The sequence below is a fragment of the Streptomyces sp. NPDC020884 genome, from assembly GCF_044333935.1.
Lineage (GTDB): Bacteria > Actinomycetota > Actinomycetes > Streptomycetales > Streptomycetaceae > Streptomyces.
Genome location: NZ_JBIRRY010000016.1, coordinates 91,959 through 110,733 on the forward strand (window position 1 = coordinate 91,959; position 18,775 = coordinate 110,733).

Below are 18,775 nucleotides of genomic sequence, written 5' to 3' on the forward strand. Positions count from 1 at the left end.
CCGGACGGTCAGGAGTTGCCGAACTCCCTCTCGATGACGTCGAGGATCTCGTCCGACGTCGCGGCTTCGAGCTGGTCGGCGAAGTCATCGCCGCCCGCTGCGTACGGGCCCGGGGCGAGGTCCGGGTCGAGGTCCGGGGCGAGGTCCGTCCGGGTGAGGGAGGCGCTCAGGTCGTCGTCGGGGCCCGAGAGGGTCAGCAGGCCCATCAGGCGCTCCGCGATGCGCTGGCGCGCGTCGCCGCCGAGGTCCGCCCCGGTCAGCGCCTGCTCGATCCTGTCGAGGTCGGCGAGGATCGGCTCGGTGTCCGCGCTCCCCTGCGTTCCCGGGCCCGTGTCCAGCCTGCTGTCCAGGTACGCGGTCAGATCCTGGACGGTCGGGTGGTCGAAGACGAGGGAGGCCGGCAGGCGCAGGCCCGTCGCCCCGTTGAGGCGGTTGCGCAGCTCGACCGCCATCAGCGAGTCAAAGCCGAGGTCCTTGAACAGCGTGTCCGCGTCGGCTTGTTGACCGGGCCCGTAGCCGAGGACCCCGCTCACATACCCGCGCACCACACCGAGCACCACGCGGTGCCGCTCGGCCTCGTTCAGGCCCGCGACGCGTGCCGCCAGATCCGTCACCGCGCCCATGGGCTCGGCCCCGGATTCCCGCCGTGTCCGACCGCGTACCAGCAGGCGCAGGAGCGGCGCGATGTCCTGCGCCGCGCGGCGCCGCAGCCCCGTCAGGTCGAGCGGCGCGGGGACGACCGTCGCACGGTCCGCCGCCAGGCTCGCGTCGAAGAGCGCGAGGCCCTCATCGCCGGACATCTCGGCGAGGCCGAGAGCGGCGAGCCGGCTCCGGTCCACGTCCGAGAGGCCCCCGGTGAGACCGCCGTCGGCGCCCCACCAGCCCCAGGCCAGCGAGAGTCCGGGCAGACCCTGGGCACGGCGGTCGTGGGCGAGGGCGTCCAGGAAGGCATTGGCAGCGGCGTAGTTCGCCTGTCCGGGGCTGCCGACGACTCCGGCGAAGGACGAGAACAGCACGAACGCGGTGAGGTCCAGGTCTGCCGTCAGCTCGTGCAGGTGCAGGGCCGCGTCGGCCTTGGGGCCGAAGACTCCGGCGAGCCGCTCCGCGTCGAGGGACTCGATCACGCCGTCGTCGAGCACGGCGGCGCTGTGGACGATGCCCGCGAGCGGACGGTCCTGCGGGATCGAGGCGAGCAGCGCCGCCAGCGCGTCGCGGTCGCTGACGTCGCACGCCTCGACGCGGACGTCGGCGCCCGCCCCGGTGAGGTCGGCGACCAGTTCGGGCACGCCCTCGGCGGCGGCTCCCCGGCGCGAGACGAGCAGCAGGCGGTGGACGCCGTACTCCTGTACCAGGCGGCGGGCCACCAGCGCGCCCAGGCCGCTCGTGCCGCCGGTCACCAGGACGGTGCCGTCCGGGCCGAAGCGCGTCGGCGCCGGGTCCCGCCGGGTGTCCGTGAGGCGGGCGAGGCGCGGGACCACCGTCCTGCCGCCCCGGACCGCGACCTGCGGTTCCCTCGTGCCGAGCGCGGCCCGCAGAGCGGCCTCCTCGGCGGACCGGGACAGACCCGGCTCGACGTCCACCAGGACCAGCCGGTCCGGGTGCTCGGCCTGCGCCGAGCGCACCAGGCCCCACACGGGGGCCGCCGTGAGGTCCGCGATCCGTTCGGCGGCGGTCGTGCCCACGGCGCCGCGCGTCAGCACGACCAGGCGCGAGGCGGCGAACCGCCCGGCCGAAAGGAACTCCTGAACGACCGCCAGCGTCCGGGCGGTTGCCGTCGAAACGGACTCCTTCCCGGCAGTGGAGTGCCCCGCTCCGGAGTGCGGCCACAGCACCGTCCCGGGCGCCGCCGTCCCGTCCAGGGCGTCCCAGGCCGTCCAGCCCGGCGACGGACCCGAACCGGCCTGCGTCGTCGCCCACTCCGTGCTGAACAGCGCGTCGCGTGACGCGCCCTCGGCGGCGCGCAGTTGTTCCCGTGCCACGGGCCGCGTGACGAGCCGGTCCACCGACAGCACCGGAGTGCCGGCCTCGTCCACCACCCGTACGGACAGCTCGTCCCGCGCCGACGGCACGAAGGCGACCCGCAGCACCGACGCCGTACTCGCGCCGCACACCTCGACGCCGGACCACACGAACGGCAGCCGCACCTCGTCGGCGCCGACGTCGATCGACAGGTGGAAGACGGCGTCCAGGAGCGCCGGGTGCACGCCGTAGCCGGCGCTCTGCCCGCTCATCTCGTCGCTCGGCGCGACCTCGGCGTAGATCTCCGCGCCGCGCCGCCAGGCGGCCCGTACGCCCTGAAAGGCCGGGCCGTATCCGTAGCCCTGGTCGGCCAGCCGGTCGTACAGGTCACTCACGTCGACCTTCTCGGCGCCGCGCGGCGGCCAGGCCGCCGGGTCGGCCGCGGTGAACGGGCCTTCCGCGCCGGTCAGCGTGCCGGTGGCGTGCCGTGTCCACATCTCGCCGCCGAGCCGCCCGGCATCCGCGCCCCCGTCACCGGGCGCGCAGGAGTGGACCGTCACCTCCCGCCGGCCGGCCGCGTCGGGACCGGCCACCGCCACCTGCACCCGGACCCCGCCGCTCGCGCCGAGGAGCAGCGGCTGCTGGAGGGTCAGCTCCTCCAGCCGGCCGCACTCCAGGCGGCCGCCGGCCTCGAGCGCCAGCTCCACCAGCACCGCGCCGGGCAGCACCGCCGAGCCGAACACCGTGTGGTCCGCCAGCCAGGGCTGCTCCGCGAGGGAGAGCCGGCCGGTCCACACCGCGCCCCGGTCGTCCGGGAGGGTCACCACCGCGCCGAGCAGCGGGTGCCCGGCCGCCGCCAGGCCCAGGCCCGCCGCGTCGCCTCGCCGGGCCGGGGCGTCCAGCCAGAACCGTTCGCGCTGGAACGCGTACGTCGGCAGGTCGACGCGGCGCGCGCCCGTTCCGGCGAACACCGCGTCCCAGTCGACGGGCAGGCCTCGTACGTGCCCCTCGGCGAGGGACGTCAGGAATCGGTCCCAGCCGCCCTCGTCGCGCCGCAGGGTGCCGAGGGCGACGGCGTGCGAGCCGGTGTCCTCGAAGATCTCCTCCAGGCCGACGGTCAGCACGGGCCGGGCGCTGGACTCGACGAAGAGGCCGAAGCCGTCGTTCAGCAGGGCGCGCACGGTCGCGTCGAACCGCACTTCCTGCCGCAGATTCGCGTACCAGTAGGCGGCGTCCACGCCCGTGGTGTCGAGCAGGCCGCCGGTCACCGTCGAGTAGAACGGGATGTCGCCGCGGCGCGGCTCGATGTCCGCGAGGGCCTCCAGAACCTGCTCGCGGACGGCCTCCACCTGCGCGGAGTGCGAGGCGTAGTCCACCGGGATGCGCCTGGCGCGCACCTCGTCCGCCTCGCAGGCCGCCACCAACTCGTCCAGGGCCTCCGGTTCGCCGGACACGACGGTGGAGTTCGGGCTGTTGACGGAGGCGACGGAGATCCGTGCGCCCCAACGGGCGAGCCGCTCGCGGACCTCGTCGGCGGGCAGCGACACGGACACCATGCCGCCGCGGCCCGACAGGTCCTCGGCGATCGCCCGTGCCCGCAGCGCCACCACCTTGGCCGCGTCCGCCAGGGACAGTGCGCCGGACACGGTGGCCGCGGCGATCTCGCCCTGACTGTGTCCGACGACGGCGGCGGGCCGCACGCCGACCGACTGCCAGAGGGCCGCGAGCGACACCATGACCGCCCACAGCGCGCACTGCACGACCACCACGTCGTCCAGCGGCGGCGCGTCCTCGCGGCTCCCCACGGCGTCCGCGACGGACCAGCCGACGTAGGGCCGCAACGCCGCGTCACACTCGGCGAGCCGGGCCGCGAACACCGGTGAGGCCTCAAGGAGTTCAGCCGCCATGCCCGGCCACTGCGAGCCCTGCCCGGGGAAGACGAACGCGACCTGGCCCGGCTCCTCGGGCGCGGTGCCGGTGACCACGCCCGCGGCCGGCAGTCCGTCGGCGAGCGCGCTCAGGCCCGCGAGGGCGCCCGCGCGGTCGGCCGCGAGGACGACGGCGCGGTGTTCGAGGTGTGCGCGGGTCGTGGCCAGGGAGTGGCCCACGTCGGGCAGGCGCAGGCCGGTGCCCGTCTCCGTGAAGTCCGCGAGCCGCTCGGCCTGGGAGCGCAGGGCGCCCTTGGTGCGGCCGGAGAGGGGCCAGGGCAGCATGGCCGCCGCCGGAACGCCCCCGTCGGTCACGGCTGCGGCCTCGTCCGGCTCCCGGGGGGTCTCCGGCATCGTCTCCTGCCGCGCTTCCCTCGGCGCTTCCTCGATGATCACGTGCGCGTTCGTACCGCTGATGCCGAAGGAGGAGACTCCGGCCCGGCGCGGGCGTCCGTCCGTGGTCCACTCCGCCGCCTCGGCGAGCAGCTCCACCGCGCCCGCGCTCCAGTCCACGTGCGGGGACGGCTCGTCCGCGTGCAGGGTGCGGGGCAGCACGCCGTGCCGCATGGCCTGCACCATCTTGACCATGCCCGCCACGCCCGCGGCGGCCTGCGCGTGCCCGATGTTCGACTTGATCGAACCGAGCCGCAGCGGCCGCCCGGCGGGGCGGTCCTGGCCGTAGGTGGCGAGCAGCGCCTGTGCCTCGATGGGGTCGCCGAGGGTGGTGCCGGTGCCGTGCGCCTCGACCACGTCGACGTCGGCGGACTCCAGTCCGGCACTGGCCAGGGCGGCGCGGATGACCCGCTGCTGGGAGGGGCCGTTGGGTGCGGTGAGACCGTTGCTCGCACCGTCCTGGTTCACCGCGGATCCGCGGATGACGGCGAGGACCTGGTGCCCGTTGCGGCGGGCGTCGGACAGCCGCTCCACCAGGAGCACCCCGGCGCCCTCGGACCAGCCCGCGCCGTCCGCCGCCGCCGAGAAGGCCTTGCAGCGGCCGTCGGGGGCCATGCCGCGCTGGCGGCTGAACTCCACGAACACCCACGGCGTCGCCATCACGCTCACGCCGCCCGCGAGGGCGAGGTCGCACTCTCCGGAGCGCAGCGCCTGCGCGGCCAGGTGCAGGGCGACCAGCGACGACGAGCACGCCGTGTCGACGGTCACCGCCGGGCCCTCGAGACCGAAGGTGTAGGCGACGCGGCCGGAGGCGACGCTGGCCTGGGTGCTGGTGACGGCGTAGCCCTCCAGCCCCTCGGGGGTCTCGGAGCCGGAGCCGTAGTCGTGGTGCATGACACCGGTGAACACACCGGTGGCGCTGCCCTTGAGCGTCCTCGGGTCGACGCCGAAGCGCTCGAACACCTCCCAGGTCGTCTCCAGGAGCAGTCGCTGCTGCGGGTCCATGGCGAGGGCCTCGCGCGGCGAGATGCCGAAGAAGCCCGGGTCGAACTCGCCCGCCTCGTGGAGGAATCCGCCCTCGCGTGCGTACGTCCTACCGGTCGCGTCGGGGTCCGGGTCGTACAGTCCCTCGTCCCAGCCCCGGTCGGTCGGGAAGTGCGACACCGCGTCGCGGCCCTCGTCGACGAGCCGCCACAGGTCCTCCGGGGAGCTGACGCCGCCGGGGTAGCGGCAGGCCATGCCGACGATGGCGATCGGCTCGTCCGTCGCGCCGCCCGCCGCCGGAGGCCGCGGGGCGTCGGTGGCCGCCGGCGCGACGCCGAGGACCTCCGCGCGCAGGTAGCCGGTGAGCAGCGCGGGCGTGGGGTAGTCGAAGACGAGGGTGGCGGGCAGCCGCTGGCCGGTGGCCGCGTTGAGGCGGTTGCGCAGCTCGACGGCGGTGAGCGAGTCGAAGCCGAGCTCCTGGAAGGGGCGGCCCGCGACGATCGCGGTGCCGTCCGTGTGCCCGAGCACGGTCGCGACCTGGGCGCGCACCAGGTCCAGGAGGGTCCGGGTCTGCTCCTCCTCGGGGAGTCCCGCCAGGCGCTGTGCGAGGGCCGTGCCGCCCGCGGCCCGCACGCCGGCGGCGCTTCTGCGGGCCGGCGCGCGCACCAGGCCGCGGAAGAGGGGGTGCAGCATGCCGGAGGCGGCTTCGGCGCGCAGGGTGGCGGTGTCCAGGCGCACGGGGACCAGGTGCGCGTCGTCCCGGGTGACCGCCGCGTCCAGCAGGGCCAGCCCCAGGTCGGTCGGCAACGGCTGGATGCCGGCGCGCTTCATCCACGCGAGGTCGTTCTCGGCGAGGTGGCCGAGCATGTCGCCGGACTCGGCCCACAGGCCCCAGGCGAGGGCCTGGGCGGGCAGTCCCCGGGCGCGGCGGTGCCCGGCGAGGGCGTCCAGGAAGGCGTTGGCGGCCGCGTAGTTGGCCTGTCCGGGGTTGCCGAAGGTCCCCGCGATCGAGGAGAACAAGACGAACGCCGTCAGGTCGAGACCGGCGGTCAGCTCGTGCAGGTTCAGTGCCGCGTCGACCTTCGGGCGCAGCACCCGCCGCACGCGCTCGGGGGTCAGACCGGTCAGCAGTCCGTCATCGAGGACGCCGGCCGCGTGCACGACGCCGGTCAGCGGCCGGTCGTCCGGTACGGCGTCCAGGAGGGCGGCCAGCGCGTCGCGGTCGGCCGCGTCGCAGGCGGCGAGGTCGACGTGCTCGGCGCCCAGCTCGAGGAGTTCGGCGACGAGGTCGGCCGCGCCGGGGGTGTCCTGGCCGCGGCGGCCGGCGAGCAGCAGGTGCCGCACGCCGTGCCCGGTGACGAGGTGCCGGGCGAGCCGGCCGCCGAGGGCGCCGGTGCCGCCGGTGATCAGCACGGTGCCGTCGGGGCCGAACACCGGCCCCGTTTCGTCCTGTTCGGGTGCGGTGGTGCGGGCCAGGCGTGGCACCAGGGCCTTGCCCTCCCGCACCGCCACCTGCGGCTCCTGCGCGGCCAGGGCCGCGGTGACCGTGGCGGCCAGCGCGCTGCGGGAGGCGTCGAGGCCGTCGACGTCCACCAGCAGGAGACGGCCGGGGTTCTCCGACTGCGCCGATCGCAGCAGGCCCCACACCGGGGCGAGCGCCAGGTCCACGACGTCCTCGCCGGGCCGCGCGGACACGGCGCCCCGGGTGACGACCACGAGGAGGGACTGCGCGGCACGCTCCTCGGCGAGCCACGCCTGGGCCAGAGCCAGGGCGTGGTCCGTCGCCGCGTGGGTGGCGGCTGCCAGGTCGTCGCCCGGCTGCGCGGGGCAGGCGGCCACGACGATGTCCGGGGCGGCGCCGTCGCCGTCGTACAGCGTCCGGAGGTCGGGGGCGTGCCGGGCCGCGTCGAACGGGCCGTTCCCGGGCTTGCCGAGTACCGCGAACCCACCGGCTCCGGGGGCGTCGTCGGTGGTGTGCAGCGCGGTCCACTCGGTGCGGAACAGTGCGTTGTGGGTGGGGTCCGCGGTTCCGGTGAGCTGCCGCGCCGGCACCGCGCGCAGGGTCAGCGACTCCACCGAGGCCACCGGTGCGCCCGTGGTGTCGGCGATGGTCACGGACACCGCGTCCGCGCCGACGGGGGCGACACGTACGCGTACGGAGGAGGCGCCCACGGCGTGCAGGGCGATGCCGCTCCAGGCGAACGGCAGGCGCAGGGCCGGTTCCTGATCGTCGAGCGCGCTCAGCAGGGCGGGGTGCAGCGTGGCGTCGAGGAGGGCGGGGTGGATGCCGAAGTCGCCGGCTTCCGTGCCCTGTTCGTCCGCCAGGGTCACCTCGGCGTAGATCTCCTCGCCGACGCGCCAGGCGGCGTGCATGCCCTGGAAGGCGGGCCCGTAGCCGTAGCCGGCGTCGGCGGCCCTGTCGTAGAAGGAGTCCAGGTCGATGGGGGTCGCGCCCTGCGGCGGCCAGGCCGTCAGGTCGGCGGGGACGGCCGGTGCCGCGCCCGCCGTGTCCAGAAGGCCGGTGGCGTGCCGGGTCCAGGGCTCGTCGGGGCCGGTGGCGTCCGCGGCCTCCGGCCGCGCGTACACCGCCACGTGGCTGCGCCCCTCGGCGTCCGGGGACGCGGCCGCGACCTGTATCCGCACGCCTGCGCGCTCGCGCAGGAGCAGCGGGGTCTCCAGGGTGAGTTCCGCCAGCCGGTCGCAGCCGATCGCGTCGCCCGCGCGCAGGGCCAGTTCCACGAACGCGGCGCCGGGCAGCAGCGCGCTGCCCCGTGCGGTGTGATCAGCGAGCCAGGGGTGGGTCCGCAGGGAGAAGCGGCCCGTCAGAAGGACGGCGCCGTCGGCGGCCGAGGACACGGCAGCGCCGAGCAGCGGGTGGTCGGCGGTGTCGAGGCCGAAGCCACCCGGGTCGCCGGTGCCCGCCGTCGGGGCCTCCAGCCAGTAGCGGCGGCGCTGGAAGGCGTACGTCGGCAGCTCGCTCAGCCGCGCGTCCGTCCCCGCGAACAGGGCCTGCCAGTCCACGCCGGGCAGGCCGCGTACGTATCCCTCGGCCAGCGAGGTCAAGAACCGGGCGGGGCCGCCCTCGTCGCGGCGCAGCGAACCGATCGCCACCGTCTCGGTCCGCGCGTCCTCGGCGGTCGCCTGTATGCCCGCGGTCAGCACGGGGTGCGCGCTGGACTCGACGAAGAAGCGGAAGCCGTCCTCGATGAGCCTGCGCACGGTGCCCTCGAAGTTCACGGGCTGCCGGGCGTTGTCGAACCAGTACGCGGCCGTCAGGTCCTGGGTGGCGTGGACGGCGCCGGTGACCGTGGAGTAGAACGGCACGCTGCCCTTGACCGGGGCGATGTCGGCGAACAGCTCCAGGATCTCCTCGCGCAGCGGGTCGACCTGCGCGCAGTGCGAGGCCACCGTCGACCCCACGGTGCGTGCCCTGAACCCGTCGTCCTGGCAGGAGGCGACGAACTCCTCCAGCGCCGGGACGTCTCCCGCGACGGTCGTCGCCTGCGGACCGTTGCGCCCGGCGACCACCAGCCGGCCCTGCCACGGTGCGAGGCGCTCCCGTACGGTGTCGGCGGGCAGCGCCACCGAGGCGACGGCGCCCCTGCCGACCAGCTCGCGGGCGAACAGGGCGCTGCGCAGCACGATCAGCCTCGCCGAGTCCTCCAAGGACAGCGCACCGGCGACGTGCGCGGCGGCGACCTCCCCCTGGCTGTGCCCCACGACGGCGGCGGGCCGCACGCCGGACGCCTGCCACACCGCGGCGAGGGACACGTTCACCGCGAACAGCACCGGTTGCAGGATCTCGATGCGCTCGGCCGAGGGGGCGTGCGGCGCGCCGCGCAGCACATCGACCACCGACCAGTCGACGAACTTGCCCACGGCCGCGTCCACTTCGGCGAGCCGGGCGGCGAACACGGGCGAGGAGTCGAGCAGTTCGACCGCCATGCCCCGCCACTGCGACCCCTGGCCGGGGAAGACGAACACGACGCGGCCGCGGACGTCCGCCGCTCCGGAGACGACCCCGGCGGCGGGCCGCCCTTCGGCCAGCGCCGACAGACCCGCCAGGCCCGCGTCCCGGTCGGAGGTCAGCACCACGGCACGGTGGTCCAGGACCGACCGCGACGACGCGAGGGACCAGCCGATGTCCGGCGGGGACAGCTCCCCGCGCGTCCCGGCGAACACCGCGAGGCGTCCGGCCTGCGCCGACAGCCCCTCCTGCGACGTGCCCGACACCACCCACGGCACCGGGCCGCCGTCGGCCACCAGGCCCGTGCCGCCAGTGGCGTCGGCCGCGCCCGGCCGTCCCGACGGGGCCGGTTGCGCGTCGGTGGGGGCCTCTTCGAGAATGACGTGCCCGTTGGTGCCGCTGATGCCGAACGAGGACACACCCGCCCGGCGCGGACGCCCGTCCGCCACCCACGGTTCCGGTTCGGTCAGCAGCTCCACCGCACCCGCGGACCAGTCGATGTGCGGCGAGGGCTCGGTCACGTGCAGGGTGCGCGGCAACCTGTCGTTCCGCATCGCCATCACCGTCTTGATGACACCTGCCACGCCCGCCGCCGCCTGGGTGTGCCCGATGTTCGACTTCACCGAGCCCAGCCGCAGCGGACGGCCCTCGGGCCGCCCCTGTCCGTAGGTGGCCAGGAGGGCCTGCGCCTCGATCGGGTCACCGAGCTTCGTGCCGGTGCCGTGCGCCTCGACCACGTCGACCTCGTCGGGCGTGAGGCCCGCGTCGGCCAGCGCGGCGCGGATGACGCGCTGCTGGGCCGGGCCGTGCGGCGCGGTGAGGCCGTTGCTGGCGCCGTCCTGGTTGGTCGCGCTGCCGCGTACGACGGCGAGCACCTGGTGTCCGTTGCGGCGGGCGTCGGAGAGGCGCTCCACCAGAAGGACGCCCACACCCTCGGCCCAGCCGGTGCCGTCGGCCGTCGACGAGAACGCCTTGCACCGCCCGTCCGGCGACAGCGCGCCCTGGCGGCTGAGCTCCACGAACATGCCCGGCGTCGGCATGATCGTCACGCCGCCCGCCAGCGCCATCGTGCACTCGCCCGACCGCAGCGACCGCACGGCCCAGTGCAGAGCGACCAGCGAGGAGGAGCAGGCCGTGTCGACCGTGATCGCGGGGCCTTCCAGGCCGAGTGTGTACGCCACCCGCCCCGAGGCCACGCTCGTCGTGCCGCCGGTCAGCCGGTGCCCGTCGACGCCTTCGGCGCCGTCCTGCAGGGGCGGGCCGTACTCCTGGAACATCGCACCGAAGAACACCCCGGTCCGGCTGCCGCGCAGCGACGACGGATCCAGGCCGGCCCGCTCCAGCGCCTCCCAGGAGGTCTCCATGAGGAGCCGCTGCTGCGGGTCCATCGCCAGGGCCTCGCGCGGCGAGATGCCGAAGAAGTCCGGGTCGAACGCGACGGCGTCGTGCAGGAATCCGCCCTGCCGCACATAGCTCGTGCCGCGTCGCTCCAGCCGCGGGTCGTACAGGTTCTCCAGGTCCCAGCCGCGGTTGACGGGGAAATCCCCGATCACGTCCCGCTCGGCCGCCACCAGGTCCCACAGGTCCTCGGGCGTCTCCACACCGCCGGGGAAGCGGCACGCCATCGCCACGATGGCGATCGGGTCGTCGTCGGCGGCTCCGGCGGGCCGTGGGGCGGGGCCCCGGGTCCCTGTCTCGTCGGCTCCGAGCAGCCGGCGCCCCAGGTGGGCGGCCGTCGCGGACGGGGACGGGTGGTCGAAGAGAGCCGTGGTGGTCAGGTTGACGCCGGTCGCGGCCTTCAGCCGGTTGCGGAGGTCGACCATCGCCGTGGAGTCGAAGCCGAGGGCCTTGAACGTACGGTCCATGTCGATGTCGTGGGACGAGGCGTGCCCGAGGACGACGGCGACCTCGTCCCGGACGAGATCCGCCACGTCCCGCGCATCCCCCCAGGGGTGTCCGGGCTCCGGGTGCGGGTCCGGGTGCGACTCCCGCTCCGGCCGGTCCTCCGGGGCCGGGGCCGCCCCGCTCCGGATTCCGGAGGCCGTGTCTAGCCAGTGGCCGCGGCGCTGGAAGGCGTACGTCGGCAGATCATCCGCCTTCGGACCCGGGCCGAGCATCGCGGACCAGTCCACGTCGACGCCGCGCGTCCACACCTCGGCGGCGGACAGCAGGAAGCGGTCCCAGCCGCCCTCGTCGCGGCGGAGCGTGCCCACCACCAGCCCGTGTTCGTCCGCGCCCGCGGCTTCGAGGGTCTCCTCGATCCCGGCCACCAGAACCGGGTGGGCGCTCACCTCGACGAAGCGGGTGAAGCCGGCCGCCACCGCGGACCGTACGCTCTCCTCGAACCGCACCGTCTCCCGCAGGTTCCGGTACCAGTACTCCGCGTCCAGCTCCCGGCCCGTGGCCCTCGCGCCGGTCACCGCCGAGTAGAACGGCACCTCCGCCGCCCCGGGAGCGATCCCGGTCAGCGCGTGCAGCACCTCGTCGCGCACGGTCTCGACCTCGGCGCAGTGCGAGGCGTAGTCCACCGGCACCCTGCGGGCGCGGATCTCCGCGGACTCGCAGCGGGCCAACAGCTCCTCGACGGCGCCCGGTTCGCCGGACACCACCGTCGCCGAAGGACTGTTGACGGCTCCCACGGACAGACGCCCGCCGAACTCGGCGATCAGCTCTCCGGCCGCCGCGGCGCCCAGCGCGACGGCGACCATGCCGCCGCGCCGCGAGAGACCCCGCCCGATCGCCCGGCTGCGCAGCGCCACCGCCTTCGCGCCGTCCGCCAGCGACAGGGCTCCGGCCACCACCGCCGCCGCGATCTCGCCCTGGGAGTGGCCCATCACCGCGGCCGGACGCACGCCTGCCGCCCGCCACACCTCGGCCAGGGACACCATCGTCGCCCACAGCACCGGCTGCACGACGTCGACGCGTTCGAGCGAGCCCGGGTCGGCGAGGTCGCGCACCACCTCCGTCAGCGACCAGTCGACGTACGGGGTCAGTGCCGCCTCGCACTCCTCCATCCGCGCCGCGAACACCGGTGAGGAGGAGAGGAGTTCGACCGCCATGCCCGCCCACTGCGAGCCCTGGCCCGGGAAGACGAACACCACGCCGGAGTCGGTGTCACCGCTCACCACCCCGCGGACGACCTGCGCGGAGCCGGCCCCCGCCGCCACCGCCCGGAGTCCGGCGCGCAGGCCCGGTCCGTCCTCGCCCACCACGACGGCCCGGTGCGTCAACTGCGCGCGCCCCGCCGCCAGAGCGCGCCCGACCTCGTGCGGATCGGCCGGGTGTCCTTCCGCGTGGGCGGCCAGGCGGTCCGCCTGGCCGCGCAGCGCCGCCTCGCCGCGGGCCGACACCGGCCAGGGCACCGCGCCGCCCGGCTGCTTCTGCTTCTGCTTCTGCTTCTGCTTCTGCTTCTGCTGACGGTCCTCGCGCAGCGCGGCGGGCGCGTCGCCGACGATCACGTGGCAGTTCGTGCCGCCCAGCCCGAAGGAGGAGACGCCGGCGACGAGCCGGTCGTTCTCGCCCCGCCACGGCTCGTGCTCCGTCTGCACCTTGAGGTTCCACTCGGCGAGCGGGATGCGCGGGTTCCCGGTCTCCTGGTGGAGCGTGGGGACGAACTCACGGTGGCTGACGCAGGAGACAACCTTCAGCAACCCGACGATCCCGGCCGCCGCCTCCAGGTGCCCGATGTTCGTCTTGACGGAACCGACCAGGACGGGCTTGTCTTCGGGGCGGGCGGCCCCGAGCGCCTGGCCGATGGCGGAGGCCTCCAGCGGGTCGCCGACCCTGGTGCCGGTTCCGTGCAGCTCGACGCACTGGATGTCCGCGGGCGAGAGACCGGCCGCCGCGCTCGCGTCGAGGAGCAGCTCGCGCTGGGCCGCGGCGCTGGGGACGGTCAGGCCGTCACCGCCGCCGTCGTTGTTGACGGCGCTGCCCTCGATGACGGCGAGGACCCTGTCGCCGTCGGCGAGGGCCTTCTCCAGGGGCTTGAGCAGCACGAATCCGCCGCCTTCGCCGCGCGCGTAGCCGTTGGCCCGTGCGTCGAACGTGTAGCAGCGGCCGTCGGGCGAGAGGGCCCCGAAGTGCTTGAGCTTGCTGGTGCTGTGCTCGGTGAGGATGAGGTTCACGCCGCCCGCGAGGACCGCGTCGGACTCGCCCCGCAGCAGGCTCTGCACTCCGAGGTGCACCGCGACGAGCGAGGAGGACTGGCCGGAGTCCACCAGGACGCTGGGACCGCGCAGGCCGAGGCGGTAGGAGATCCTGTTGGCGATGAAGCTGCGCTGCGTGCCCGTCAGGCTGTGCCGCGTCATCGCCTCCGCGCCCCGGGCGTGCAGCAGGGCGGCGTAGTCGTCGTTGATGGCCCCGGCGAAGACACCGACCCGGGTGCCCCGCAGGGCGTCGGGGGACGTGCCGCTGTTCTCCACCGCCTCCCAGCCCAGCTCCAGCGCCAGGCGCTGCTGGGGGTCCATCGCGGCCGCCTCGGCCGGCGACACCTCGAAGAAGTCCGCGTCGAACCCGTCCACGGCGTCCAGGTAGCCGCCGGGCAGGTCCCAGAGGCCCGCGCCCTGGCCGGCCCGTCGGGCGTCGGGGAATTCCCCGACCTCGGAACGCCCGTCCTTGAGGAGCTGCCAGAATTCTTCGGGGGTCGACGCCCCGGCGACTCGGCACGAGAATCCGACGACGGCGATTTTTGCGCTGGAGTTCTGGCCGTTGCATCCGGAAATAACTTTACCACTCACGGTGATACCCCTCCAAGAAATGCCAGAACAACGCACTTGCGCGCAGCCCGCTCACTTCACGAATCCGCATTCGGAAGAATGGCAGGCGAATCGTGGGAAACCGCACGCCGGGAGTCACAGGTCCGCGACCACCGGAAGACGGCGAAAACCGACAGAGCGGGGCGTCAGGGGACGGACCTCAGGTGCTGCCGAAGGTCACATCCGTCGCACTCCGCCGCCGACTTCGTCGCCGATGAATCCCAGCCCGCGCCGAGATCAGAACCTCGGACCGCACGCGGGACCACCGGCACGGCCGAAATCCGAGCAGCCTCGACCCCTCCACGAAAACACGCCACAAGAACCCCCGATGAAAACTGCTCACGTTCATCACGCAAAGCCGCTTCACATACTGCGCGATAACACGGAACATCCAGCAAGACCGGACAGTTACTGGCCAGTATGGCATGGGGCGGTTTCAGTAAGGTTTCAGCACGCAAGGACCCCCATCCGTCCGGTTGTGGACCGGACAGAAGCGCGATCACCTAGTACCGTCGATCCGCAGTAAATGCTCGGGACAGCAGCGGAGTGCGCGTTCCCGGTGAAATCCTCCTCATCCGAAAACTTCAGCCGAGGGAAGAGCACATGGTTCGTCGGAAACGCACGATGAAACTCGGGGCCATCATCGACGGCCCCGGCTCGCACATCGCCGCCTGGCGGCACCCGTCGACTCCGGTCAACGCCCAGCTCGACATCGACTTCCACCTGGCGTGCGCCCGCACCCTCGAACGAGGGAGGTTCGACTGTCTCTTCGTCCCCGACGTGGTGGCCGTCTGGGGCACCGACATCCAGCACATCAGCCAGACCGCGCGCAACGAGCACTTCGAGCCGCTGAGCCTGCTGGCCGCCTATGCCGCCGGGACCGACCACATCGGACTCGCGTCGACGGCGACGACCACCTACAACGAGCCGTACGACATCGCCCGCAGGTTCACGTCCCTCGACCACATCAGCGACGGCCGGGCCGGGTGGAACGTCGTCACCTCGGCGGCGCCCTGGGAGTCGCGCAACTTCGGGTTCCCCGAGCACATGGAACATGACCGGCGCTACCTCCGCGCCGAGGAGTTCATCGGCGTGACCAAGCGGCTGTGGGCGGCCCCGGGGCGGACGGGGCCGGGGGCCGCCGCCGCACCGGAACAACCCGGGACCCCGCGCGGCGAGTTCTTCGATGTCCGGGGCCCACTGAACCTGCCGGCCTCCCCGCAGGGCAGCCCCGTGATCTTCCAGGCCGGTGCCTCGCCGGTGGGCCGGGAGTTCGCCGCACGGCACGCGGAGGTGATCTTCACGCGGCACACCCGGCTGTCCGACGGCCAGGAGACCTACGCCGACCTGAAGCGACGCGTCGCCGCGCACGGCCGGGACCCCGAAGGCGTCCAGATCTGGCCCGGCGTCCAGCCCCTGGTGGCCGGCACGGAGGCGGAGGCGCGCCGCCTCATCGGTGAACTCCACGACCTCGTGCCCGACATCGTGGCCGTGCGGGCGCTCCAGGAACAGCTGGGGGACCTGGACCTGACCCGGTATCCCCTGGACGGCCCGGTGCCGGACATACCCTCCTCCAACCGCTCCTCCAGTACGCGGAAGATGTGGACGTCCCTGGCGCATCGGGAGAACCTGACGCTACGCCAGCTTGCCCTGCGCCAGATCGCCGACTTCTTCGCCGGTACGCCGGAACAGGTGGCCGACCACATGGAACGCGGGTTCACCGAGCGCGCGGCCGACGGCTACATCGTGGACTTCCCCCACCTGCCCGCCTCCCTCGACGCCTTCGTCGACCATGTCGTGCCGGAGCTGCGCCGCCGGGGCCTGGTCCACGAGGAGTACGCCGAAGGCACTCTGCGCGAGAAGTTGGGGCTATCCGCTCCTCCCCCTGACGGCGCGACGGCCAGGACCGACGAGGCGTCGATCACGGCAGGTGCCGCATGAGCCGAAGCGATGGCCACATCACCTTGTTCACGCGACTGATCACCGCCCCGGGCGCCCCGGACGGCAGTTCGCGGGGCCCCGCGGTCCGTGGCCTCACCCGGGTCCACGACAGGGCCCGGGAGGCGGAGCGCGTCGGCATCGACGCCCTGCTGCTCCACGACCGCCAGTCCGCCGCGCACGACCCGGCCGAGAGCCCCTACTTCGAGGCCGGCACCCTCGCCGGCGCGCTGGCGGTCTGCACCCGCACCGTGGGGCTCGTGGCCGCCGTGTCCACGGAACACGCGCTCCCCTACCATCTGGCGCGGACCCTGGCCACGATCGACCACTTCAGCGCCGGACGCGCCGGCTGGCAGCCGATCACCGTCGCCGACCCGGACGCGTCGGCCAACTACAGCCGGTCCGGCAGCGAGTCGGCGGCGGGGCGGCGCTCCCGGGCCGAGGAGTTCATCACCGTGCTGAGCGGCCTGTGGGACAGCTTCGAGGACGACGCCTTCCGCCGGGACCGCGGGTCGGGCGTCTACTTCACCCCCGAGAAGCTCCATGCCCTCGACCACCGGGGGCCCCACTTCGACGTGGCCGGACCGCTGAACATCGCCCGCCCGCCGCAAGGGCACCCTCTTCTGGTCCACCGCCCGGCGGACGCCGACGACCTCGCGTTCGCCGCCCGCACCGCCGATGTCGTCCTCCTCCCGGCCCAGGACGGCCAGGAAGCCACCCGTATCCGCAAGTCCGTACGCGATCAGGCCAGATCGGCCGGACGTGACGCCGACGCCATCGCCGTACTGCTCGACTGGCCGGTCGACGGCAGCACGGACGCGGCCCGCCGGCTCAGGAGGCTGTTCGAGGCCGGCGCCGCGGACGGCTTCACCCTGCTCGCCCCGACCGGCGCGGCGGGCCCGGCACATGACGCCGTTCTGGCCCTCGCGGCCGAGGTGCGGGCTGACGAGGCCCCCTGGACGCAGACCGCTCCGGCCGGGGGCACCCTGCGCGACCGGCTCGCCCTGCCCCGGCCGGCCGGGCGGCACCGGACGGCCTGAGTCCGTCCGCACCACCCGCGCCGTCACCCTCGTCCGATCCGGCGCATCCGACGGATCGGAGGAGGGTGACGGCATCGGGTGGCCGGTGGCTGTCCGGCCGGCGGAACACCCGAAGGGCGAAGTCGTCAGGAAGCTGCCATGTGGCCGTGAGGTCGATTGACCCGGTGATCACCCGCGCACTAGCCTCGGCGCATGACCGGCCAGGCTCCGGCACGGCGACGGGCTCCCGGCATGAGTCCGGAGTTGCGCCGCCAGATGATCGTCCGATCCGCACTCGCCCTGATCGCGGAGAACGGCCTGGCGGTGACCACCGGCCATATCGCCCGCGCTGCCGGCATCAGTGAGGCGACGATCTTCCAAGTGTTCACCAGCAAGGACAAGTTGCTCGACGCCTGCCTGGCCGAGGCCGCACGCCCCGACGAGGTTCTGCGCGAGCTTGCCGACATCCCTCTGGACGCCTCCGTGGCAGCGCGCCTCACCGCGGCCGCCGGAGCACTGGAGGCCTACCTGCCCCGCATCGGCACGACCATCGCCTATGCGGAGGTGGTCGGGCACCCCCGGGCCCACCGCGGTCCGATCACCGAGTCGAAGGGCATACGGGAGGCCCGCGAGGCTTTCGGGTCCATCGTCTCGTCCCTCGCGACCCTGCTGGCCCCCGAGGAGAAGTCCCTGCGGATGCCGGCGCCGCAGATAGCCCAGACCTTCTTCGATCTGCTGTTCGCCCGCTCCCGCGACCCCGACCACCCGCTGCGCGACCCCCAACTGCCGGACCTCGTGCAGCTGCTCGTCCACGGGGCCCTCGTCGGGACCTCACCACGCCCCGACGCATGGACAGGGGACGGGCTCGCGCGGCACAACGGCCGTGCGGATCATGCGGGTTGAAGGCGACCGGTCAGCGACGTAGATCACCAGTCGTGCGACTACATCGAGCCTGCGGTCCTGGGTAACCTCAGAGCCAGCAAGCCAAGTTACTGTTTGGTAATCCTGAAAACCCGCTCTCGCAGGCCCGAGGAGCCCCTCATGCAACTCACTGCGATCATCGTGTCGCTGACCCTGACTGTGGTCGGCGCTGCACTGTTCGCCCGAGCCACCGTCCAGTTCGCGCGCTATTTCAGACTCGGCCAGTCCATCCCGCCGGGCAGCCGCACGAACGACCCGATGGCGCGGACGGTCACCGTCCTCCGCGAGTTCCTGGGCCACACGAGGATGAACCGGTGGGGCATCGTCGGAGTGGCGCACTGGTTCGTCGCCATCGGCTTCTTCACCCTCGGCCTGACGATCCTCACGGCGTACTGCCAGCTCTTCCAGGCCGACTTCGTGCTGCCGATCCTGGGCGGCTGGCTGCCCTATGAGGTCTACACCGAGTTCATCGCGCTCGGCACGACGGTCGGCGTCCTCGTCCTGATCGTCATCCGGCAGCTGAACCGTCCGGGCGGAGCCGGCCGCAAGTCCCGGTTCACGGGCTCCAAGATGGGTCAGGCCTACTTCGTCGAGGCCGTCATCGTCATCATCGGTCTCGCGATCATGACGCTGCGCGGCCTGGAGGGCGCCTTCCACCACGTCGACCAGTACGAGGCCGCGTACTTCGCCTCGTATCCGCTGGTCGTCGCCTTCCGCGACCTCGACTTCGGCACCCTGCAGAACCTCACGTACATCGCCGCCATGGTGAAGCTGGGCACCACCATGATCTGGGCGATCACGATCTCCCTGAACACGAACATGGGTGTGGCCTGGCACCGTTTCCTGGGCTTCCCGAACATCTGGTTCAAGCGGAACGCCGACGGCGCTGTCGCGCTCGGCGCGCTGCTGCCG

General features: G+C 73.7%; 4 protein-coding genes and 1 pseudogene. 4 read left to right on the plus strand and 1 reads right to left on the minus strand.

The window, feature by feature from the left end; genetic code table 11:
• Positions 1 to 8: 8 nt before the first annotated feature.
• Positions 9 to 13,967 (minus strand): SDR family NAD(P)-dependent oxidoreductase, encoded by a 13,959-nt coding sequence (locus ACH4UK_RS36160; RefSeq protein ID WP_398363375.1) that lies wholly within the window; start codon positions 13,965 to 13,967, stop codon positions 9 to 11.
• A gap of 621 nt (positions 13,968 to 14,588) precedes the next feature.
• On the opposite strand from ACH4UK_RS36160, the gene ACH4UK_RS36165 reads away from it, so the two are divergent.
• From ACH4UK_RS36165 to ACH4UK_RS36180, 4 genes and pseudogenes are all read left to right on the plus strand, one after another.
• Positions 14,589 to 15,926, plus strand: coding sequence for an NtaA/DmoA family FMN-dependent monooxygenase (locus tag ACH4UK_RS36165; protein ID WP_398363377.1), 1,338 nt, complete (start codon positions 14,589 to 14,591; stop codon positions 15,924 to 15,926).
• A complete protein-coding gene (locus ACH4UK_RS36170) occupies positions 15,923 to 16,963 on the plus strand; it encodes an LLM class flavin-dependent oxidoreductase (RefSeq protein ID WP_398363379.1) in 1,041 nt (346 codons plus the stop codon). Before ACH4UK_RS36165 ends, ACH4UK_RS36170 begins: the two co-directional genes overlap by 4 nt.
• 192 nt (positions 16,964 to 17,155) lie before the next feature.
• Positions 17,156 to 17,845, plus strand: a complete 690-nt coding sequence (locus tag ACH4UK_RS36175; RefSeq protein ID WP_398363381.1) for a TetR/AcrR family transcriptional regulator — start codon at positions 17,156 to 17,158, stop codon at positions 17,843 to 17,845.
• Between the two features lie 138 nt (positions 17,846 to 17,983).
• Positions 17,984 to 18,775: pseudogene (locus tag ACH4UK_RS36180) on the plus strand (Fe-S oxidoreductase); the annotation flags it as partial.

Coding starts and splice junctions, on each gene's coding strand:
- ACH4UK_RS36165 (WP_398363377.1), top strand. CDS start 14,589: ATGGTTCGTCGGAAACGCACGATGAAACTCGGGGCCATCATCGACGGC.
- ACH4UK_RS36170 (WP_398363379.1), top strand. CDS start 15,923: ATGAGCCGAAGCGATGGCCACATCACCTTGTTCACGCGACTGATCACC.
- ACH4UK_RS36175 (WP_398363381.1), top strand. CDS start 17,156: ATGACCGGCCAGGCTCCGGCACGGCGACGGGCTCCCGGCATGAGTCCG.